This window comes from Streptomyces sp. NPDC090127, from assembly GCF_044746945.1.
GTDB lineage: Bacteria > Actinomycetota > Actinomycetes > Streptomycetales > Streptomycetaceae > Streptomyces.
Map to the genome: position 1 here is coordinate 250,365 of NZ_JBIVDE010000001.1, position 16,394 is coordinate 266,758.

General features: G+C 72.6%; 15 protein-coding genes. 2 read left to right on the top strand and 13 right to left on the bottom strand.

The features are described from left to right. Positions 1–58 precede the first annotated feature (58 nt). The 9 genes from gatB to ACIPPS_RS01120 all read right to left on the bottom strand — a co-directional run bounded on the left by gatB (position 59) and on the right by ACIPPS_RS01120 (position 10,617). Complete coding sequence (gene gatB / locus ACIPPS_RS01080) at positions 59–1,570, bottom strand: Asp-tRNA(Asn)/Glu-tRNA(Gln) amidotransferase subunit GatB (RefSeq protein WP_401425293.1); 1,512 nt, start codon at positions 1,568–1,570, stop codon at positions 59–61. Positions 1,571–1,586: 16 nt separating this feature from the next. Then, positions 1,587–1,829, bottom strand: coding sequence for a hypothetical protein (locus ACIPPS_RS01085; protein WP_401425295.1), 243 nt, complete (start codon positions 1,827–1,829; stop codon positions 1,587–1,589). After that, positions 1,826–3,319: an Asp-tRNA(Asn)/Glu-tRNA(Gln) amidotransferase subunit GatA gene (gene gatA, locus ACIPPS_RS01090; RefSeq protein ID WP_401425297.1), complete on the bottom strand. Its 1,494-nt coding sequence runs from the start codon at positions 3,317–3,319 to the stop codon at positions 1,826–1,828. The genes ACIPPS_RS01085 and gatA overlap by 4 nt, the downstream gene beginning before the upstream one ends. A 4-nt stretch (positions 3,320–3,323) precedes the next feature. Further along, on the bottom strand, positions 3,324–3,620 hold the full coding sequence (gene gatC / locus ACIPPS_RS01095; protein WP_015036350.1) for an Asp-tRNA(Asn)/Glu-tRNA(Gln) amidotransferase subunit GatC: 297 nt from the start codon (positions 3,618–3,620) through the stop codon (positions 3,324–3,326). 82 nt (positions 3,621–3,702) lie between these two features. Beyond that, positions 3,703–5,844, bottom strand: a complete 2,142-nt coding sequence (locus ACIPPS_RS01100; protein ID WP_401425299.1) for a putative bifunctional diguanylate cyclase/phosphodiesterase — start codon at positions 5,842–5,844, stop codon at positions 3,703–3,705. 249 nt (positions 5,845–6,093) lie between these two features. Beyond that, positions 6,094–8,274 (bottom strand): NAD-dependent DNA ligase LigA, encoded by a 2,181-nt coding sequence (ligA, locus tag ACIPPS_RS01105; protein WP_401425302.1) that lies wholly within the window; start codon positions 8,272–8,274, stop codon positions 6,094–6,096. Positions 8,275–8,306: 32 nt separating this feature from the next. Beyond that, the gene (locus ACIPPS_RS01110) at positions 8,307–9,320 is read right to left on the bottom strand and encodes a methionine synthase (RefSeq protein WP_401425305.1); all 1,014 of its coding nucleotides are present in this window, start codon (positions 9,318–9,320) and stop codon (positions 8,307–8,309) included. A 27-nt stretch (positions 9,321–9,347) separates the two neighbouring features. Beyond that, the gene (locus ACIPPS_RS01115; RefSeq protein WP_401425307.1) at positions 9,348–10,046 is read right to left on the bottom strand and encodes an SDR family oxidoreductase; all 699 of its coding nucleotides are present in this window, start codon (positions 10,044–10,046) and stop codon (positions 9,348–9,350) included. Between the two features lie 7 nt (positions 10,047–10,053). Further along, positions 10,054–10,617 (bottom strand): TIGR00730 family Rossman fold protein, encoded by a 564-nt coding sequence (locus ACIPPS_RS01120; protein ID WP_401425309.1) that lies wholly within the window; start codon positions 10,615–10,617, stop codon positions 10,054–10,056. Between the two features lie 125 nt (positions 10,618–10,742). On the opposite strand from ACIPPS_RS01120, the gene ACIPPS_RS01125 reads away from it, so the two are divergent. Then, positions 10,743–11,537, top strand: a complete 795-nt coding sequence (locus ACIPPS_RS01125; protein ID WP_401425311.1) for an alpha/beta fold hydrolase — start codon at positions 10,743–10,745, stop codon at positions 11,535–11,537. Between the two features lie 33 nt (positions 11,538–11,570). Here the strand turns inward: ACIPPS_RS01125 and mnmA are convergent, their stop codons facing one another. Then, entirely contained in the window at positions 11,571–12,698 is a 1,128-nt protein-coding gene (gene mnmA / locus ACIPPS_RS01130; RefSeq protein ID WP_401425313.1) for a tRNA 2-thiouridine(34) synthase MnmA, read from the bottom strand. A 61-nt stretch (positions 12,699–12,759) separates the two neighbouring features. Between mnmA and ACIPPS_RS01135 the strand changes: the two genes are divergently transcribed. Next, on the top strand, positions 12,760–13,410 hold the full coding sequence (locus ACIPPS_RS01135; RefSeq protein ID WP_401425316.1) for an N-acetylmuramoyl-L-alanine amidase: 651 nt from the start codon (positions 12,760–12,762) through the stop codon (positions 13,408–13,410). Between the two features lie 74 nt (positions 13,411–13,484). On the opposite strand, the gene ACIPPS_RS01140 is transcribed toward ACIPPS_RS01135, so the two are convergent. The 3 genes from ACIPPS_RS01140 to ACIPPS_RS01150 form a co-directional block, all read right to left on the bottom strand. Next, on the bottom strand, positions 13,485–14,648 hold the full coding sequence (locus ACIPPS_RS01140; RefSeq protein ID WP_401425319.1) for a cysteine desulfurase family protein: 1,164 nt from the start codon (positions 14,646–14,648) through the stop codon (positions 13,485–13,487). Between the two features lie 117 nt (positions 14,649–14,765). Beyond that, positions 14,766–15,614: a thioesterase family protein gene (locus tag ACIPPS_RS01145; protein WP_401425321.1), complete on the bottom strand. Its 849-nt coding sequence runs from the start codon at positions 15,612–15,614 to the stop codon at positions 14,766–14,768. Between the two features lie 23 nt (positions 15,615–15,637). Next, positions 15,638–16,315, bottom strand: coding sequence for a trimeric intracellular cation channel family protein (locus ACIPPS_RS01150; RefSeq protein ID WP_401425323.1), 678 nt, complete (start codon positions 16,313–16,315; stop codon positions 15,638–15,640). Between the last annotated feature and the right edge of the window lie 79 nt (positions 16,316–16,394).

Below are 16,394 nucleotides of genomic sequence, written 5' to 3' on the forward strand. Positions count from 1 at the left end.
CGGCGCCCCGAGTCGTAGGACCCGGGGCGCCGCCCTCGTACGCGTACGAGACGCCGGCTCAGCCCTCGCTGACGCCCAGCTTCTCCAGGATCAGGTCCTTGACGCGCGCCGCGTCCGCCTGACCGCGGGTGGCCTTCATGACCGCGCCGACCAGCGCGCCGACCGCCGCGACCTTGCCGCCGCGGATCTTGTCGGCGATGCCCGCGTTGGCCGCGATGGCCTCGTCGACCGCCGTGCCGAGCGCGCCCTCGTCGGAGACGACCTTCAGGCCGCGCTTCTCGACGACCTCGTCCGGACCGCCCTCACCGGCGAGCACGCCCTCGATGACCTGACGGGCCAGCTTGTCGGTCAGGTCGCCGGAGGCCACCAGCTCGGTCACCCGGGCGACCTGCGCCGGGGTGATCGGCAGCTCGTCCAGGGCCGTGCCCGACTCGTTGGCGGAACGGGCCAGCTCGCCCATCCACCACTTGCGGGCCTGGTCCGACGGAGCGCCCGCGTCCGTGGTCGCGACGATCAGGTCGACCGCGCCCGCGTTGAGGATCGACTGCATGTCGTGCTCCGACACGCCCCACTCCTCGCGGAGCCGGTTGCGGCGCACGCGCGGCAGCTCGGGCAGTCCGCCGCGCAGCTCCTCGACCCACGTACGGGCCGGGGCGACGGGGACGAGGTCGGGCTCCGGGAAGTACCGGTAGTCCTCGGCGTTGTCCTTGATCCGGCCGGAGGTGGTGGAGCCGTCGTCCTCGTGGAAGTGACGGGTCTCCTGCACGATCGTGCCGCCGGAGGTCAGTACGGCCGCGTGGCGCATGATCTCGTAGCGCGCCGCGCGCTCCACCGAACGGAGCGAGTTGACGTTCTTCGTCTCCGAGCGGGTGCCGAAGGTCGTGGTGCCGTGCGGGCGCAGCGACAGGTTCACGTCGCAGCGCATCTGGCCCTTGTCCATCCGCGCCTCGGAGACGTCCAGCGCGCGGATCAGCTCCCGCAGCTCGGCGACGTAGGCCTTGGCGACCTCGGGGGCCCGCTCGCCCGCGCCCTCGATGGGCTTGGTGACGATCTCGATGAGCGGGATGCCGGCCCGGTTGTAGTCGAGCAGCGAGTGCGAGGCGCCGTGGATCCGGCCCGTCGCGCCGCCGATGTGCGTCGACTTGCCGGTGTCCTCCTCCATGTGGGCGCGCTCGATCTCCACGCGGAAGATCTCCCCGTCCTCCAGCTGGACGTCCAGATAGCCGTTGAAGGCGATCGGCTCGTCGTACTGCGAGGTCTGGAAGTTCTTCGGCATGTCCGGATAGAAGTAGTTCTTCCGGGCGAAGCGGCACCACTCGGCGATCTCGCAGTTCAGCGCGAGACCGATCTTGATGGCCGACTCGACGCCGATCGCGTTGACGACCGGGAGCGAGCCGGGCAGACCGAGACAGGTGGGGCAGGTCTGCGAGTTGGGCTCGGCGCCCAGCTCGGTCGAGCAGCCGCAGAACATCTTGGTCTTCGTACCGAGTTCGACATGGACCTCCAGGCCCATGACGGGGTCGTACGCAGCGAGCGCCGCGTCGTACGACAGCAGTTCAGTGACGGTCACGGTGAGACTTTCCCTCTCAGCCCAGCAGGACGTCGTCGTCGCCCAGGCGCTTCAGCTCCCGGTAGAGGATCGCCAGGCCGGTGATGATGGCGGCGGCGGACACGGCGGAGTCGATCAGCCGCAGCATGTCGTTGTCGTTGCGGGCCATCCTGGCCTGCTTCGCGACGCTCACCGCACCGAAGGCGGTGGTGGCCAGCGAGACGTAGACGCCGGTCTTGGACTTCTTGAAGTTCTTGGCCTTCTTTGCCATGGCACTCATAGCGACGGAGCCTCCTCAAGCAGCGGGTGACCCCACTTTTCCACGAAGGCGGCCTCGACGGCGGCCCCGACCTTGTACAGCCGGTCGTCCTTCATGGCGGGGGCGATGATCTGCAGGCCGACCGGCAGGCCGTCCTCCGGCGCGAGACCGCAGGGCAGCGACATGGCGGCGTTGCCCGCCAGGTTGGTCGGGATGGTGCACAGGTCCGCGAGGTACATCGCCATCGGGTCGTCGGCGCGCTCGCCGATCGGGAAGGCGGTGGTGGGCGTCGTCGGGGAGACGATCACGTCCACCTGCTCGAAGGCCTGCTCGAACTCGCGGGTGATGAGCGTACGGACCTTCTGCGCCGAGCCGTAGTACGCGTCGTAGTAGCCGGAGCTGAGCGCGTACGTACCGAGGATGATGCGGCGCTTGACCTCGTCGCCGAAGCCGGCCTCACGGGTGAGGGCGGTGACGTCCTCGGCCGAACGGGTGCCGTCGTCGCCGACGCGCAGGCCGTAGCGCATGGCGTCGAAGCGGGCGAGGTTCGAGGAGCACTCGGACGGCGCGATCAGGTAGTAGGCCGAAAGAGCGAGGTCGAAGGTCGGGCAGTCCAGCTCGACGATCTCGGCGCCCAGCTCCTTGAGGAGCTCGACCGACTCGTCGAAGCGCTGCACGACACCGGCCTGGTAGCCCTCGCCGCGGAACTGCTTGACGACACCGACGCGCATGCCGGCGACGGAGCCGTTGCGGGCCGCCTCGACGACCGGCGGGACCGGGGCGTCGATGGAGGTCGAGTCCAGCGGGTCGTGCCCGGCGATGGCCTCGTGCAGCAGCGCCGCGTCCAGGACCGTACGGGCGCAGGGGCCGCCCTGGTCGAGGGAGGACGAGAAGGCCACCATGCCGAAGCGGGAGACGCCGCCGTAGGTCGGCTTGACGCCGACGGTGCCGGTGACGGCGGCGGGCTGGCGGATCGAGCCGCCGGTGTCCGTGCCGATGGCGAGGGGGGCCTCGTACGCGGCGAGGGCGGCGGAGGAGCCACCGCCGGAGCCACCGGGGATCCGGGTGAGGTCCCAGGGGTTGCCGGTGGGGCCGTAGGCGCTGTTCTCGGTGGAGGACCCCATGGCGAACTCGTCCATGTTGGTCTTGCCGAGGATGACGACGTCGGCGGCCTTCAGGTTCTTCACCAGGGTGGCGTCGTACGGCGGGATCCAGCCTTCGAGGATCTTCGAGCCGACGGTCGTCGGCATGCCGGAGGTGGTGAAGATGTCCTTGAGCGCGAGGGGCACACCGGCGAGCGGGCCGAGCTTCTCGCCCTTGGCGCGCTTCTCGTCCACGGCGCGGGCCTGGGCGAGGGCGCCGTCGCGGTCGACGTGCAGGAAGGCGTGGACCTTCTCGTCGACGGCCTCGATCCGCGCCAGGTGGGCCTCGGTCACCTCGACGGCGGTCAGCTCGCCGGAGGCGACCTTCGCGGCGATCTCGGCGGCCGTGAGCTTGATGATGTCCGTCATGTGATTAGTCCTCCCCCAGGATCTGCGGCACCTTGAAACGCTGCTGCTCCTGGGCCGGGGCGCCGGAGAGCGCCTGCTCGGGGGTGAGCGACGGACGGACCTCGTCCGCGCGCATGACGTTCGTCAGCGGCAGCGGGTGGGAGGTCGGCGGTACGTCTTGGTCGGCGACCTCGGAGACGCGGGCGACCGCGCCGATGATGTCGTCGAGCTGACCGGCGAAGTGATCGAGCTCTTCGCCCTTCAGCTCCAGACGCGCCAGCCGTGCGAGGTGGGCGACCTCCTCGCGCGTGATGCCAGGCATGCGATCCTCACGGGTGAGTTTGATGGTGTTGGCCCAATCCTATGGGGACCGCACCGCCACCCGTGAAACGGTCGGCCTCGCGCTACTGCACCACCTGGCCCGAGGGGTGGTCGAGGTCCACCGGCGCGGCCGCCTCGGCGGCCTCCAGGGCCGCCAGCTCGGAGGGACGGCGCCAGCCGTGCTCGCCGCGGGCGCGCAGCCAGGCCGTGGCCTCGGCCGGCGGCATCGCGGCGGCGACCAGCCAGCCCTGGACGGCGTCGCAGCCCAGGTCGCGCAGGCGCTCCCAGGTCTCGTCGTCCTCGACGCCCTCGGCGACCACGAGCAGGCCGAGCGAGTGCGCCAGGTCGAGCGTGCAGCGGACGATCTCCGCGTCTTCCGCGTCCACGGCGAGCCGGGCGACGAAGGAGCGGTCGATCTTCAGTTCGCTCACCGGCAGCCGCCGCAGGTGGACCAGGCTGGAGTACCCGGTGCCGAAGTCGTCCAGGGACATCTTGACGCCGTGGCCGGTCAGGCCGGCCATGGTGTCGGCGGCGCGCTGCGGGTCCTCCAGGAGCACGTGCTCCGTTATCTCCAGCTGGAGCGCTCCGGCCGGGACGCCGTGGCGCGCCAGGCGGGCGGCGACGGCTCCGGCGAAGCCGGGGGTGTGGACGTCTCGGGGCGAGACGTTGACGGCCACAGGAACGTTCAACCCCTGGGCGCGCCACCGGGCCACCTGCGCGAGCGCGGTCTCCAGGACGTACTCGGTCAGGTGGGGCATCAGGCCCGAGGACTCGGCGATGGCGATGAACTCGTCCGGGGGGACCCGGCCGCGCTCCGGGTGCACCCAGCGCACCAGGGCCTCCAGGCCGGCGACCTGTCCGTCGAAGCGGACCTTGGGCTGGTAGTGGAGCTCGACCTCGCCGGCGTCCAGGGCGCGGCGCAGGTCGCCGAGGAGTCCGAGCCGGTCGGGGGTGTTGGAGTCGCGCTTGGACTCGTACACCTCCACGCCCGTACGGTCCCGCTTCGCCTGGTACATCGCGACGTCGGCGCGGCGCAGCAGGCCCTCGGCGTCGAGCGCGTGGTCGGGGAAGACGGCGACACCGGCGCTGGCCTCCAGGACGAGGGTGAGCCCGTCGAGGTCGAGCGGCGAGGAGAGCTCGGCGACCAGGTGGCGGGCGACGCGCTGGGCGCTGGTGGTGGAGTCGGCGGTGGGGAGCAGGACGGCGAACTCGTCCCCGCCGAGCCGCGCGGCCTCCGCTCCGCGCGGCAGGGCGACCTTGAGCCGCTCGGCGATCTGGAGGAGGAGGCGGTCTCCGGCGAGGTGCCCGAGGGTGTCGTTGACCGATCGGAAGCGGTCCATGTCGATCAGGACGAGCGCGGAGCGGACGCCCTCGCCCTCGGCCTCCTCCAGGGCGGTCCAGGCCCGCTCCAGGAGCCACTGCCGGTTCGGCAGGCCGGTGAGCGGGTCCTTCAGCTGCTCCTCGGCCCGGGCGCGGGCGATCCAGAGCGTGGAGTCGAGGGCGATGAGCGGGACGGCGAAGAGCGGCAGCAGCAGCGGCTGGGAGACGGCGACGACGCAGATCAGCGGGGCGATGCCGAGCAGCGCGACGGCGATCAGGCCCTGCCGGAGCAGGGCGGTGCGGGCGACGGTGGGCAGCCCGCCGCCCTGCGGCGAGAGGGCGTACCAGAGCAGGAGCCGGGTGACCACGAGGTAGGTGCCGGCGGCGAGCGCGACTTCCGGGATGTCCGCGATCCCCCAGTCGGGGGGCTGCCAGGGCTGCTCGACGGTCGGCACGTCGCCGAAGGCGGCGAGGACCAGGGCGGCCCCGCCGACGCCGAGGACGTCCACGGAGCCGTGCAGGAGGCCCTGGCGCCAGCGGTGGCGGCGGGCGGCGCCGACGAGCAGGACGACGGCCATCGAGACGAGGCCGGCGGGCACCCAGCCGTGGAGGAGCAGGACGGCGAGGGTGAGGGCGGCGCCGGAGCCGGTACCGCCCCACCAGCGGTCCCGGCCGAGGGCGACCAGGTGGCCGACGATGAGCCCGGTGAGAACGGCGAGGGACCAGCCCTCGGCGCCGCCGGGGAAGAGTCCGTGTCCCGCGCTCACCGCCCGGTAGATCCCGGTGGCGAGCATGGCGGCGGCGAGGCCGACGGCGACGCCGGGCAGCCCGGCGGAGATCGCCCCGCGGGCCGCGCGGCCCCGTGCCCTGGAGAGCGGGGCGGCGGCACTCTCGGTCGGTTTCATTCCGTCCCTCTCACAGCCGGCGGTGCCGTCGCAACGCGATGGGCCGTTGTCATGCCGCCACGACCGGCAGAGCCCCGCGCAGCCGTGCGCGACAGACGCACGGTCTCAACACTAGGCCGCGGAGGGCTCCGACGGGCAGCGCTCTCCATGTCTTGCCCGAATGCGACCGGCCCACCCGTAACGATCTGGTATGCGCCGAACGGGTGACGCAGGAGGGGTCGGTGGGGCCCCTGCGCCGACCCCGTCCGCCTACCCCTCGATCGGGACGGCGACCTCCCGAGCGGCTTCGGGCCCTTGTTCGAGCAGGACCGTGAAGCCGTCCTCGTGCAGAACCGGAACCTTCAGCTGCATCGCCTTGTCGTACTTCGAGCCCGGGTTCTCGCCCACGACGACGAAGTCGGTCTTCTTCGAAACGGAACCGGTCACCTTCGCGCCGCGGCTCTGGAGGGACTCTTTTGCGCCATCCCTGGTGAAGTTCTCCAGCGTGCCGGTGACGACGACGGTGAGTCCTTCCAGCGGACGCGGGCCCTCGTCCTCGCCGGCGCCCTCCTCCTCCAGAGTGACCCCGGCCGCACGCCACTTGCGCACGATCTCGCGGTGCCACTCCTCGGCGAACCAGTCCTTCACGGCGGTGGCGATGATCCCGCCGACCCCGTCGGCCGCCGCCAGCTCCGCCTCGGTCGCCTGCTCGATCCGCTCCAGCGAGCGGAACTCGCGGGCGAGCGCCTGGGCGGCGACCGGGCCCACATGGCGGATGGAGAGGCCGTTGATGAACCGGGCCAGCGGACGGGACTTGGCCGCCTCGATGTTCGCCAGCATGGCAAGCGCGTTCTTCTTCGGCTCGCCCTTCTGGTTGGCGAAGACCGTGACGACCTTCTCCTCCCCGGACTTCGGGTCCCGCTTGGGCAGACCGCTGTCCGGGTCGAGGACGTACGCCTTGATGGGCAGCAGCTGGTCGATGGTGAGGTCGAAGAGATCGCCCTCGTCCACGAGCGGCGGGTCGGCGGGCTCCAGCGGGCGGGTGAGCGCGGCGGCGGCCACCGAGCCGAAGTTCTCGATGTCCAGGCACTCGCGGCCGGCCAGATAGAAGAGCCGCTCCCGCAGCTGGGCGGGACAGGTCCGCGCGTTCGGGCAGCGCAGATCGATGTCGCCCACCTTCATCGCCTTGAGCGGCGTCCCGCACTCGGGGCACTCGGCGGGCATCACGAACTCCCGCTCGCTGCCGTCCCGCAGGTCCGCGACCGGGCCGAGGATCTCCGGGATGACGTCACCGGCCTTGCGCAGCACCACCGTGTCGCCGATGAGCACGCCCTTGGCCTTCACCACCTCCTGGTTGTGCAGGGTGGCGAACTCGACCTCGGAGCCGGCCACGGTGACCGGCTCGACCTGGGCGTACGGAGTGACCCGGCCGGTCCGGCCCACGCCGACCTTGATGTCGATCAGCTTGGTGTTGACCTCCTCCGGCGCGTACTTCCACGCGATGGCCCAGCGCGGGGCGCGCGCGGTGGAGCCCAGCCTGCCCTGGAGCGGGATCTCGTCGAGCTTGACGACGACGCCGTCGATCTCGTGCTCCACGGAGTGCCGGTTCTCACCGAAGTACGCGATGAACTCCCGTACGCCCTCCAGGGAGTCGACCACCTTGTTGTGCCGGGCGGTCGGCAGGCCCCACTCGCGGAGCAGGTCGTACGCCTGGCTGAGGCGGTCGATGGCGAAGCCCTCGCGGGCGCCGATGCCGTGAACGACCATGCGCAGCGGGCGGGTCGCGGTGACCTTCGGGTCCTTCTGCCGCAGCGAACCGGCCGCCGCGTTGCGCGGGTTGGCGAAGGGCTTGTCGCCGGCCTCGACCAGCCGCGCGTTGAGCCCCTCGAACGCCTCCATCGGGAAGAAGACCTCGCCCCGGATCTCGACCAGCGCCGGGACGCGTTCGCCGCGCAGCCGGTCCGGGATGTCGGCGATCGTACGGACGTTGGGCGTGATGTCCTCGCCGGTGCGGCCGTCACCGCGGGTGGCGGCCCGGGTCAGCCGGCCGTCCTCGTACGTGAGGTTGACCGCCAGGCCGTCCACCTTCAGCTCGCACAGCAGGTGGTAGTCGGGGGTGCCGACGTCACGGGCGATCCGCTCGGCCCAGGCGGCCAGTTCCAGGTCGTCGAAGGCGTTGTCGAGGGAGAGCATGCGCTCCCGGTGCGCGACGGAGGTGAACTCCGTCTCGTACTGCCCGGCGACCTTCTGCGTGGGCGAGTCCGGCGTGCGCAGCTCGGGGTGCTCCTCCTCCAGCGCCTCCAGGGCACGCAGGAGCTTGTCGAACTCGCCGTCGCTGATGACCGGCTGGTCCTTCACGTAGTACCGGAAGCGGTGCTCCTCGATCTGCTCGGACAGATCCGCGTGCTTCTCCCGTGCCTCGGCGGGCAGGGCCCCCTGTTCGACTGCCACCGTTCCTCGTCCTCCCGTTGCCTCAGACCCCGTCACTCAGGGTTGTCCGCGAGCGATCTCGCCGCCCGGCCGCAGTGGGCGAGGGCCGCGCGGGCGTAGGCGGGCGAAGCGCCCGCGAGCCCGCACGTCGGGGTGACCACGACGGACTCGGCGAGAGTCCCCGGATTCAGCCCCAGCCTGCGCCACAGCGTCCTGACACCCATGACGCTACCGCCCGGGTCGGACAATGCCGTGTCGGTGGACGGCACCACGCCCACGAAGAGCTTGGTGCCGGACTCGACGGCCTCACCGATCTGCTCCTCGTCACGTTCGGTGAGCAGCCCGAAGTCGAACGAGACCGCGTCGACCCCGGTGCGCCGCAGGAGCCCGAACGGCACGTCGGGGGCGCAGGAGTGGACGGCGACCGGGCCGTCGTGGACCGCGATCACCTCGCGCAGGGCGCTCTCGACGACCTGCCGGTCGACGGCGCGGTAGGTGCGGTAGCCGCTGGCGGTACGGACGTGGCCGCGCAGGACGGCGGTCAGGGAGGGCTCGTCGAGCTGGAGGACGGGCCGGGCGCCGGGGATCCGCTTGCGGAGCTCGGCGAGGTGGACGCCGAGGCCCTCGGCGAGGGAGCCGACGAGGTCACGGCAGGCGCCGGGGTCGCCGAGGGCGGCCTCGCCACCGCGCAGTTCGAACGCCGCCGCGAGCGTCCAGGGGCCGACGACCTGGACCTTGAGCGGGCCTTCGTAGCCCTGCGTGAACTCCTCCAGGGCGTCCAGGTCCTCGCCGAGCCAGGACCGGGCGCGCCGGGTGTCCCGGCCGGGCCGGTCGCTGACCCGCCAGCCGCTCGGCTCCACGTGCGCGTACATGTCGACGAGCATCCCGAGGGTCCGGCCGATCATGTCGGCGCCAGGTCCGCGCGCGGGCAGCTCGGCGAGGAAGGGGAAGTCCTCGAAGGAGCCCGTGACGGTCCTGGCGGCCTCCCGGGCGTCACCCCCGGGCAGGGAGCCGACGCCGGTGGCGGGCCCCCAGGGGAACGTGGGCGTCTCGCTGGTCTCGGTCACGGTGCCTTCTTCCATGTCTGCGGTGTCCTACCGTCCCGGACGGACCGTCAGGTCGTTGATCTCCGCGTCGCGCGGCAGGTCGACGGCGGTGATCAGGGCGGTCGCGACCGACTCGGGGTCGATCCACCGGGAGGCGTCGTACTCCTTGCCCTCCTGGGCATGGACCTTCGCCTGCATCGGGCTGGCGGTGCGGCCCGGGTAGACCGAGGTGACCCGCACCCCGTTCGCGTGCTCCTCGTGGCGCAGCGAGTCGGCGAGCGCCTTCAGGCCGTGCTTGGAGGCGGCGTAGGCGCTCCACTCGGCGTGGGCGTTCAGCCCGGCGCCGGAGTTCACGAAGACGACGTGGCCCTGGGAGACCCGCAGCTGCGGCAGGAGGTGCCGGGTCAGCTCGGCGGGGGCGATCAGGTTGACGTTGAGCTGGTGGCGCCAGGTCTTGGGCGTGAGTTCGCCGACCGGTCCGAGGTCGACCACGCCCGCGATGTGCAGCAGCGTGTCGACCCGCTCGGGCAGGGTCTGGTGCGAGAACGCCCAGGAGAGCCGGTCGGGGTCGGCGAGATCCCCGACGAGGGTCCGGGCGCCGGGGAACTCGGCGGCGAGCTCCTTGGCCCGCCCGGCGTCGCGCGCGTGGAGCACGAGTTCGTCCCCGCGCGCGTGCAGCCGCCGGGCGACCGCAGCGCCGATGCCGGAACCTGCCCCGGTGATCACATGAGTAGCCATGGGCACCATGGTCCCATCACCGAGGGGCGGCGCCCGCGCCACCGGCCCCGGAGATCACATCCTCCAGGTGGGCCAGCGCGGACGCGGCGTCGTCCGCGAAGAAGACCAGGTCGGCGAGGGGAAGCGGCAGGAAGCCCTCCTCCTCCATGCGCCGGAACTGGAGCTTCAGGCCGTCGTAGAAGCCGGCCGTGTTCAGGAGGACCACCGGCTTGGTGTGCCTGCCGTGCTTGCGCAGCTCCAGGACGTCGGTGGCCTCGTCGAGGGTGCCGGTGCCGCCGACCATGATCACGACGGCGTCCGACTTGGCCAGCAGGAGGGCTTTGCGCTCGGCCAGGTCCTTGGCGAAGAGCATCTGGTCCGCGCCCTCGCGCGCCTTGCCGGCCAGGAAGTCGACGGAGACGCCGACGAGTCGGCCGCCCGCCTGCTGGACGCCGTCCGCGACGACCTTCATCAGCCCGGCGTCGGAGCCGCCCCACACCAGCGTGTGGCCCGCCTTGCCGAGGCGTTCGGCGAAGTCGCGGGCGGGGCCGGTGTAGCGCTCGTCGAGATCGGCCGCGGAGAGGAAGACGCAGATGTTCATGGCTCCCACCGTAGGGCAGCCACAGCGCCACCCTGACACCCTCCCTGACCTGGGATTTCAAGATTCTTTCCCGAACTTCCCCGCCGCGCCGATGAGTTCCGGGAGCGGTCGAGGTCAACACCCTCATGGACGAGACGAGCGGCACGCTGAGCAGGGTCCGGGGGCGGGTCAGGTCCGCGGACGGGACGGGAATCGCGTACGAGCGGCGCGGGGAGGGCACGCCGGTGATCCTGGTGAGCGGCGCGCTGTGCACGGGCGAGGCCGAGCGGCCGCTGGCCGACCTGCTCGCCTCGCGCTTCTCGGTGGTGACGTACGACCGGCGGGGGCGCGGGCGGAGCGGGGACACCGGACCGTACGGCGTGGAGCGGGAGATCGAGGATCTGGCCGCCCTGATCGGCGAGGTGGGCGGCCGGGCGTGCGTGCACGGCGTGTCGTCCGGTGGGGCGCTGGCGCTCGCCGCCGCCGAGGCCGGGCTGCCGCTGGAGCGGCTCTCGGTCTTCGAGCCGCCGTTCTCGGCGGAGGCCGGGGCCCGGGAGGCGTTCACGGCGCGGCGCCGGCGGCTGGCCGGTCTGCTGGAGCGGGGGCGGCGGGGTGCCGCCGTGGACCTGTTCCTGGCGGAGGCGGCCGACGTGGCCGAACCGGTGCGGGGGCTGCCGCGACTGGAGGCGGTCGCGCACACCCTCGCGTACGACCACGCGGTCCTCGGCGACGGGACCGTGCCGGCCGCGCGGCTCGGCCGGATCCACGCGCGCGTGCTGGTGGTCGACGGCGGTGCGAGCCCCGCCCGGACCCGGCGCGCGGCCCTCGCCGTCTCGACGGCCCTCCCCCGCGGCCGGCACCGCACCCTGACGGGCCAGACGCACCTGGTGGCCCCGCACGTCCTCGCGCCGGTCCTGGAGGACTTCTTCGAGGAGGAGTGAGCCGGGACGGCGCGGAGGGGGCCCGAACGGTCGCTACGCCGTCGCCGGCTCCGTGCGCCGTGCCGTCGTCGCGATCGTCGCCGAGCCCACCACGCGCGTGCCGTCGTACAGCACGATCGCCTGCCCCGGGGCGACACCCCGGACCGGCTCGTCGAAGGCGACCGTCAGCTCGCCGTTCTCCAGTGCCGCCGTGACCGGCGTCTCCCCGCCGTGGGCGCGCAGCTGGGCGGTGTAGCGGCCGGAGCCCTCGGGGGCCGTGCCGCACCAGCGGGGCTTGATCGCGGTCAGGCCGGTGACGTCGAGCGCCTCGACCGGGCCGACCGTGACCGTGTTGTTCACCGGTGAGATGTCCAGGACGTAGCGCGGCTTGCCGTCCGGCGCCGGGTGACCGATCCGCAGGCCCTTGCGCTGGCCGATGGTGAAGCCGTACGCACCCTCGTGGGTGCCCACCTTCTCCCCGGACTCGTCGACGATGTCGCCCTCCGCGCGGCCGAGCCGGGACGCCAGGAAGCCCTGGGTGTCCCCGTCGGCGATGAAGCAGATGTCGTGGCTGTCGGGCTTCTTCGCCACCGCGAGGCCGCGCCGCTCCGCCTCCGCCCGGATCTCGTCCTTGGTGGTGAGCGTGTCGCCGAGGGGGAACATCGCGTGCGCGAGCTGCTTCTCGTCCAGGACACCGAGCACGTACGACTGGTCCTTGGCCATGTCGGAGGCCCGGTGCAGCTCGCGCGTACCGTCCTCGTTCAGCTGGACCGTGGCGTAGTGGCCGGTGCAGACCGCGTCGAAGCCGAGCGCGAGCGCCTTGTCGAGCAGCGCCGCGAACTTGATCTTCTCGTTGCAGCGCAGGCACGGGTTGGGCGTGCGGCCCGCTTCGTACTCCGCGACGAAGTCGTCCACGACGTCCTCGCGGAAGCGCTCGGCGAGGTCCCAGACGTAGAAGGGGATGCCGATGACGTCGGCGGCCCGGCGGGCGTCGCGGGAGTCCTCGATGGTGCAGCAGCCGCGCGCACCGGTACGGAAGGACTGCGGGTTGGCCGAGAGCGCGAGGTGGACGCCGGTCACGTCGTGCCCCGCTTCGGCGGCGCGGGCGGCGGCGACGGCGGAGTCCACACCGCCGGACATGGCGGCGAGGACACGGAGGCGGCGGTGAGGAGTCTGAGTCATAGCCCTACCAGGGTAAGGGGCCACGGGAACCACGGTCGCGTGAGTAAGCGTTGTCCTGCACATGGGGAGCGAGAAGAAGCGGGGGGTGGGGCGGCGAGCCGTCCTGCTCGGGGGCGGCGCGGCCGTCCTCGGTACGGCGGCGCTGGCCCGCGACGAGCTGGCGCGCGTCTGGTGGCGGCTGCCTGGCACGGAGCGGGACCGCGTCGAGGGCGAGCTCGACCACAAGGGCGCGGACTGGTCGGCGGCCTCGCGGGCGAACTGGCGGCGGGCCGACCGGCCGGCCGACTTCACGATCGACCGCGTGGTGATCCACGTGGTGCAGGGCAGTTACGCGTCCGCCCTGAAGGTCTTCAAGAATCCGGGGCACGGCGCCGCCACGCACTACGTGGTCCGCGAGGACGGCCACGTGGCGCAGATGATCCGCGAGCTCGACGTGGCCTTCCACGCCGGGAACCGGGAGATGAACGAGCGGAGCGTCGGCATCGAGCACGAGGGCTTCGTCGACCGTCCGCAGGACTTCACGGCGGCGATGTACGCCTCGTCGGCGCGGCTGACGGCCGGGATCTGCGCCCGGTACGGCATCCCCGTCGACCGGGAGCACATCATCGGCCACGTCGAGGTGGAGGGGACCGACCACACGGACCCCGGCCCGCACTGGGACTGGGACAGGTACATGAAGCTGGTGCGGGAGGCGTCGAAGAAGCCGGTCTGAGGCTCGGAGGCTTCCGGGAGAAGCCGGTCTGAGGCTCGGAGGCTTCCGGGCCCCAGGACCGGGGGCCGGGTCGCCTACACCAGGCCCGCGGTCCTCGCCCGTTCCACGGCCGGGCCGATGGCCTGGGCGACGGCGGCCACGTCCTCCTTGGTGGAGGTGTGGCCGAGGGTGAAGCGCAGGGTGCCCCGGGCGAGGTCCGGGTCGGTGCCGGTGGCCAGCAGGACGTGGCTGGGCTGGGCGACTCCGGCCGTGCAGGCGGAGCCGGTCGAGCACTCGATGCCCTGCGCGTCGAGGAGCAGGAGCAGGGAGTCGCCCTCGCAGCCGGGGAAGGTGAAGTGGGCGTTGGCGGGGAGCCGGTCGACCGGGTCGCCGCCGAGGATCGCGTCGGGGACGGCGGCGCGGACGGCGGCCACCAGCTCGTCGCGGAGGGCGCCGACCTCACGGGCGTACTCCTCGCGGCGCTCGGCGGCGATCCGGCCGGCGACGGCGAAGGAGGCGATGGCGGGCGCGTCCAGGGTTCCGGAGCGGACGTGGCGCTCCTGGCCGCCGCCGTGCAGGACGGGTACGGGGCTGTACTCGCGGCCCAGGAGCAGCGCGCCGATGCCGTACGGGCCGCCGATCTTGTGGCCGGAGACGGTGAGGGCGGCGAGGCCGGAATCGGCGAAGGAGACGGGGATCTGGCCGAAGGCCTGGACCGCGTCGGAGTGCAGGGGGACGTCGAACTCGCTCGCCACGTCGGCGAGTTCGCGTACCGGCATGATCGTGCCGATCTCGTTGTTCGCCCACATGACGGTGGCGAGCGCGACGGTCTCCGGCTCGCGGGCGATCGCCTCGCGCAGCGCCTCGGGGTGGACGCGTCCGTACCGGTCGACGGGCAGGTACTCGACGGTGGCGCCCTCGTGCGTGGCCAGCCAGTCGACGGCGTCGAGGACGGCGTGGTGCTCGACAGGGCCGGCCAGCACCCTGGTGCGGGCGGGGTCGGCGGCGCGGCGGGCCCAGTACAGGCCCTTCACGGCGAGGTTGTCGGCCTCGGTGCCGCCGGAGGTGAAGACGACCTCGCTGGGCCGCGCGCCCAGGGCGGTGGCGAGGGTCTCACGGGCCTCCTCGACGGTCCGCCGGGCCCGCCGCCCGGCCGCGTGCAGGGAGGAGGCGTTGCCCGTGACGGCGAGGTGGGCGGTCAGCGCCTCGATCGCCTCGGGGAGCATGGGCGTGGTCGCGGCGTGGTCGAGGTAAGCCATGATTTCTTGATTCTACGAGGGCGCGGGGGCGCGACCGATGCGCGCCCCCTGGCGCCCACGCGTCGGCACCCTCTCGCGCCCCCACCGGGGGCCACCGGCTCCCGTCGGCGTCGGGGTTCAGGACCTCGGCGCACGGGCGAGTTGGCGGGACTGGGCGACCAGGCGGTCGGCGCTGTCCCAGACCTCGGCGTCCTCCTCCAGGAAGCCGCCGGCGAGGTTACGGGTGGTGATGGCGACCCGCAGCGGGCCCGGGGCGGGGCGGCAGCGGACGTGCGTCGTCAGCTCGACGGTAGGCGTCCAGCCCTTCAGGCCCAGCTCGAAGGAGGTCGGCGGCAGCGCGTCGACGGTGAGGAGCAGCGAGAGCGCGTCGGGCTCGCGGCCGTCGGCGAGGGCGAACCAGCCGCGCATCTCGCCCTTCCCCGACGGCGCGCCGATCGCCCAGCCGACGGTGGCCGGGTCGAGCTTGATGGCGAGGCGGTCGGTGATGGCGCTGGAGCCGGGGATCGGCGGCCGGGGGCCGTCGGAGGGGCCGAAGCACTGCTCGACGGGGGCGATGGCCGGCGGTGCGGCGGACGTCCGTACCTCGTCGGAGAGCGCGTCGAGGTCGCCGTAGGAGGCGAGGACGCGGATGCGCTCGACCTCGGTGCCGTCCTCGGCGTACTGGAAGAGGGAGGCCTGGCCGGTGGAGAGGGTGCGGCCGGTGCGGACGGTCTCGGTGCGGATGACCGCGGGGCCGGGCACGGACGGCGTGAGGTAGTGCGCCGAGATCGTGAACGGGTCGGGGTGCGGGAGGTGGTCGCCGAGGGCGCGGCCGAGCAGGGCGAGGAGGTAGCCGCCGTTGACGGCGCTGATGATCGTCCAGCCGGCGGAGAGGTCGGCGTCGTAGACGCCGGGGGCGCGGAGGGTGACGGCGGTGTCGCGGTCGAACTCGCTCGTTCCCGCGACCGTCTCGAGGCTCGTGCTCATGGTTCCGACGGTACAGCAGGAGGCTACTGAGCGGTAGCTTTTTCCGGCTCCTCGCGGGCGGAGGAACGGCGGTTCCAGGCGCGGGGGGCGCGCCAGTGGAAGCGCATGGCGAGGAGGCGGAGCACGAAGGCGGTGAGGACGGCGGCAGCGGTGGTGAACGTGTCGAGGGCGTCGAAGCGGATGCAGAGGACGACCATCGTGGCGCCGACGATGGCGGGCACGGCGTAGAGGTCGCGGTCCCAGCGCAGGAGGGAGGGGACCTCGTTGGCGAGCACGTCGCGCAGGACACCGCCGCCGACGGCGGTCGCGACGCCGAGGGCGGCCGAGGAGGTGAGGCCGAGGCCGTACTCGTACGCCTTGGTCGTGCCGGTCACGCAGAAGAGGCCGAGCCCGGCGGCGTCGAAGACGTTCACGGCGGCCTGGGTCCGCTCGACCTGCGGATGGAGGAAGAAGACGAGGACGGTGGCGACGAGCGGCATGAGGAAGTAGCCGAGATCGGCGAAGGCGGCCGGGGGCACGGCGCCGATGATCAGGTCGCGGAGGAGGCCGCCGCCGAGGGCGGTGACTTCGGCGAGGACGGCGATGCCGAAGACGTCGAAGTTCTTGCGGACGGCGAGCAGGGCGCCGGAGATGGCGAAGACGAAGATGCCGACGAGGTCGAGGGCGTGTTGAACGTCGGGGCTGAACAGATCGTGAACCACGGCGACCATTGTGACGGGTGAGGCGGGGGTCGACCGCCGGGCAGGGCGAGGCCCCGCGCGCGGCGCCGCGCCCCCGCCG

What these genes read in the sequence shown, in the direction of transcription:
- gatA (WP_401425297.1), bottom strand. Translation starts at nt 3,319, where the DNA reads ATGACGGACATCATCAAGCTCACGGCCGCCGAGATCGCCGCGAAGGTC.
- ACIPPS_RS01100 (WP_401425299.1), bottom strand. Translation starts at nt 5,844, where the DNA reads ATGAAACCGACCGAGAGTGCCGCCGCCCCGCTCTCCAGGGCACGGGGC.
- ACIPPS_RS01140 (WP_401425319.1), bottom strand. Translation starts at nt 14,648, where the DNA reads ATGGCTTACCTCGACCACGCCGCGACCACGCCCATGCTCCCCGAGGCG.
- ACIPPS_RS01115 (WP_401425307.1), bottom strand. Translation starts at nt 10,046, where the DNA reads ATGGTGCCCATGGCTACTCATGTGATCACCGGGGCAGGTTCCGGCATC.
- ACIPPS_RS01135 (WP_401425316.1), top strand. Translation starts at nt 12,760, where the DNA reads ATGGGGAGCGAGAAGAAGCGGGGGGTGGGGCGGCGAGCCGTCCTGCTC.
- mnmA (WP_401425313.1), bottom strand. Translation starts at nt 12,698, where the DNA reads ATGACTCAGACTCCTCACCGCCGCCTCCGTGTCCTCGCCGCCATGTCC.
- ACIPPS_RS01085 (WP_401425295.1), bottom strand. Translation starts at nt 1,829, where the DNA reads ATGAGTGCCATGGCAAAGAAGGCCAAGAACTTCAAGAAGTCCAAGACC.
- gatC (WP_015036350.1), bottom strand. Translation starts at nt 3,620, where the DNA reads ATGCCTGGCATCACGCGCGAGGAGGTCGCCCACCTCGCACGGCTGGCG.
- ACIPPS_RS01120 (WP_401425309.1), bottom strand. Translation starts at nt 10,617, where the DNA reads ATGAACATCTGCGTCTTCCTCTCCGCGGCCGATCTCGACGAGCGCTAC.
- ACIPPS_RS01125 (WP_401425311.1), top strand. Translation starts at nt 10,743, where the DNA reads ATGGACGAGACGAGCGGCACGCTGAGCAGGGTCCGGGGGCGGGTCAGG.
- ACIPPS_RS01145 (WP_401425321.1), bottom strand. Translation starts at nt 15,614, where the DNA reads ATGAGCACGAGCCTCGAGACGGTCGCGGGAACGAGCGAGTTCGACCGC.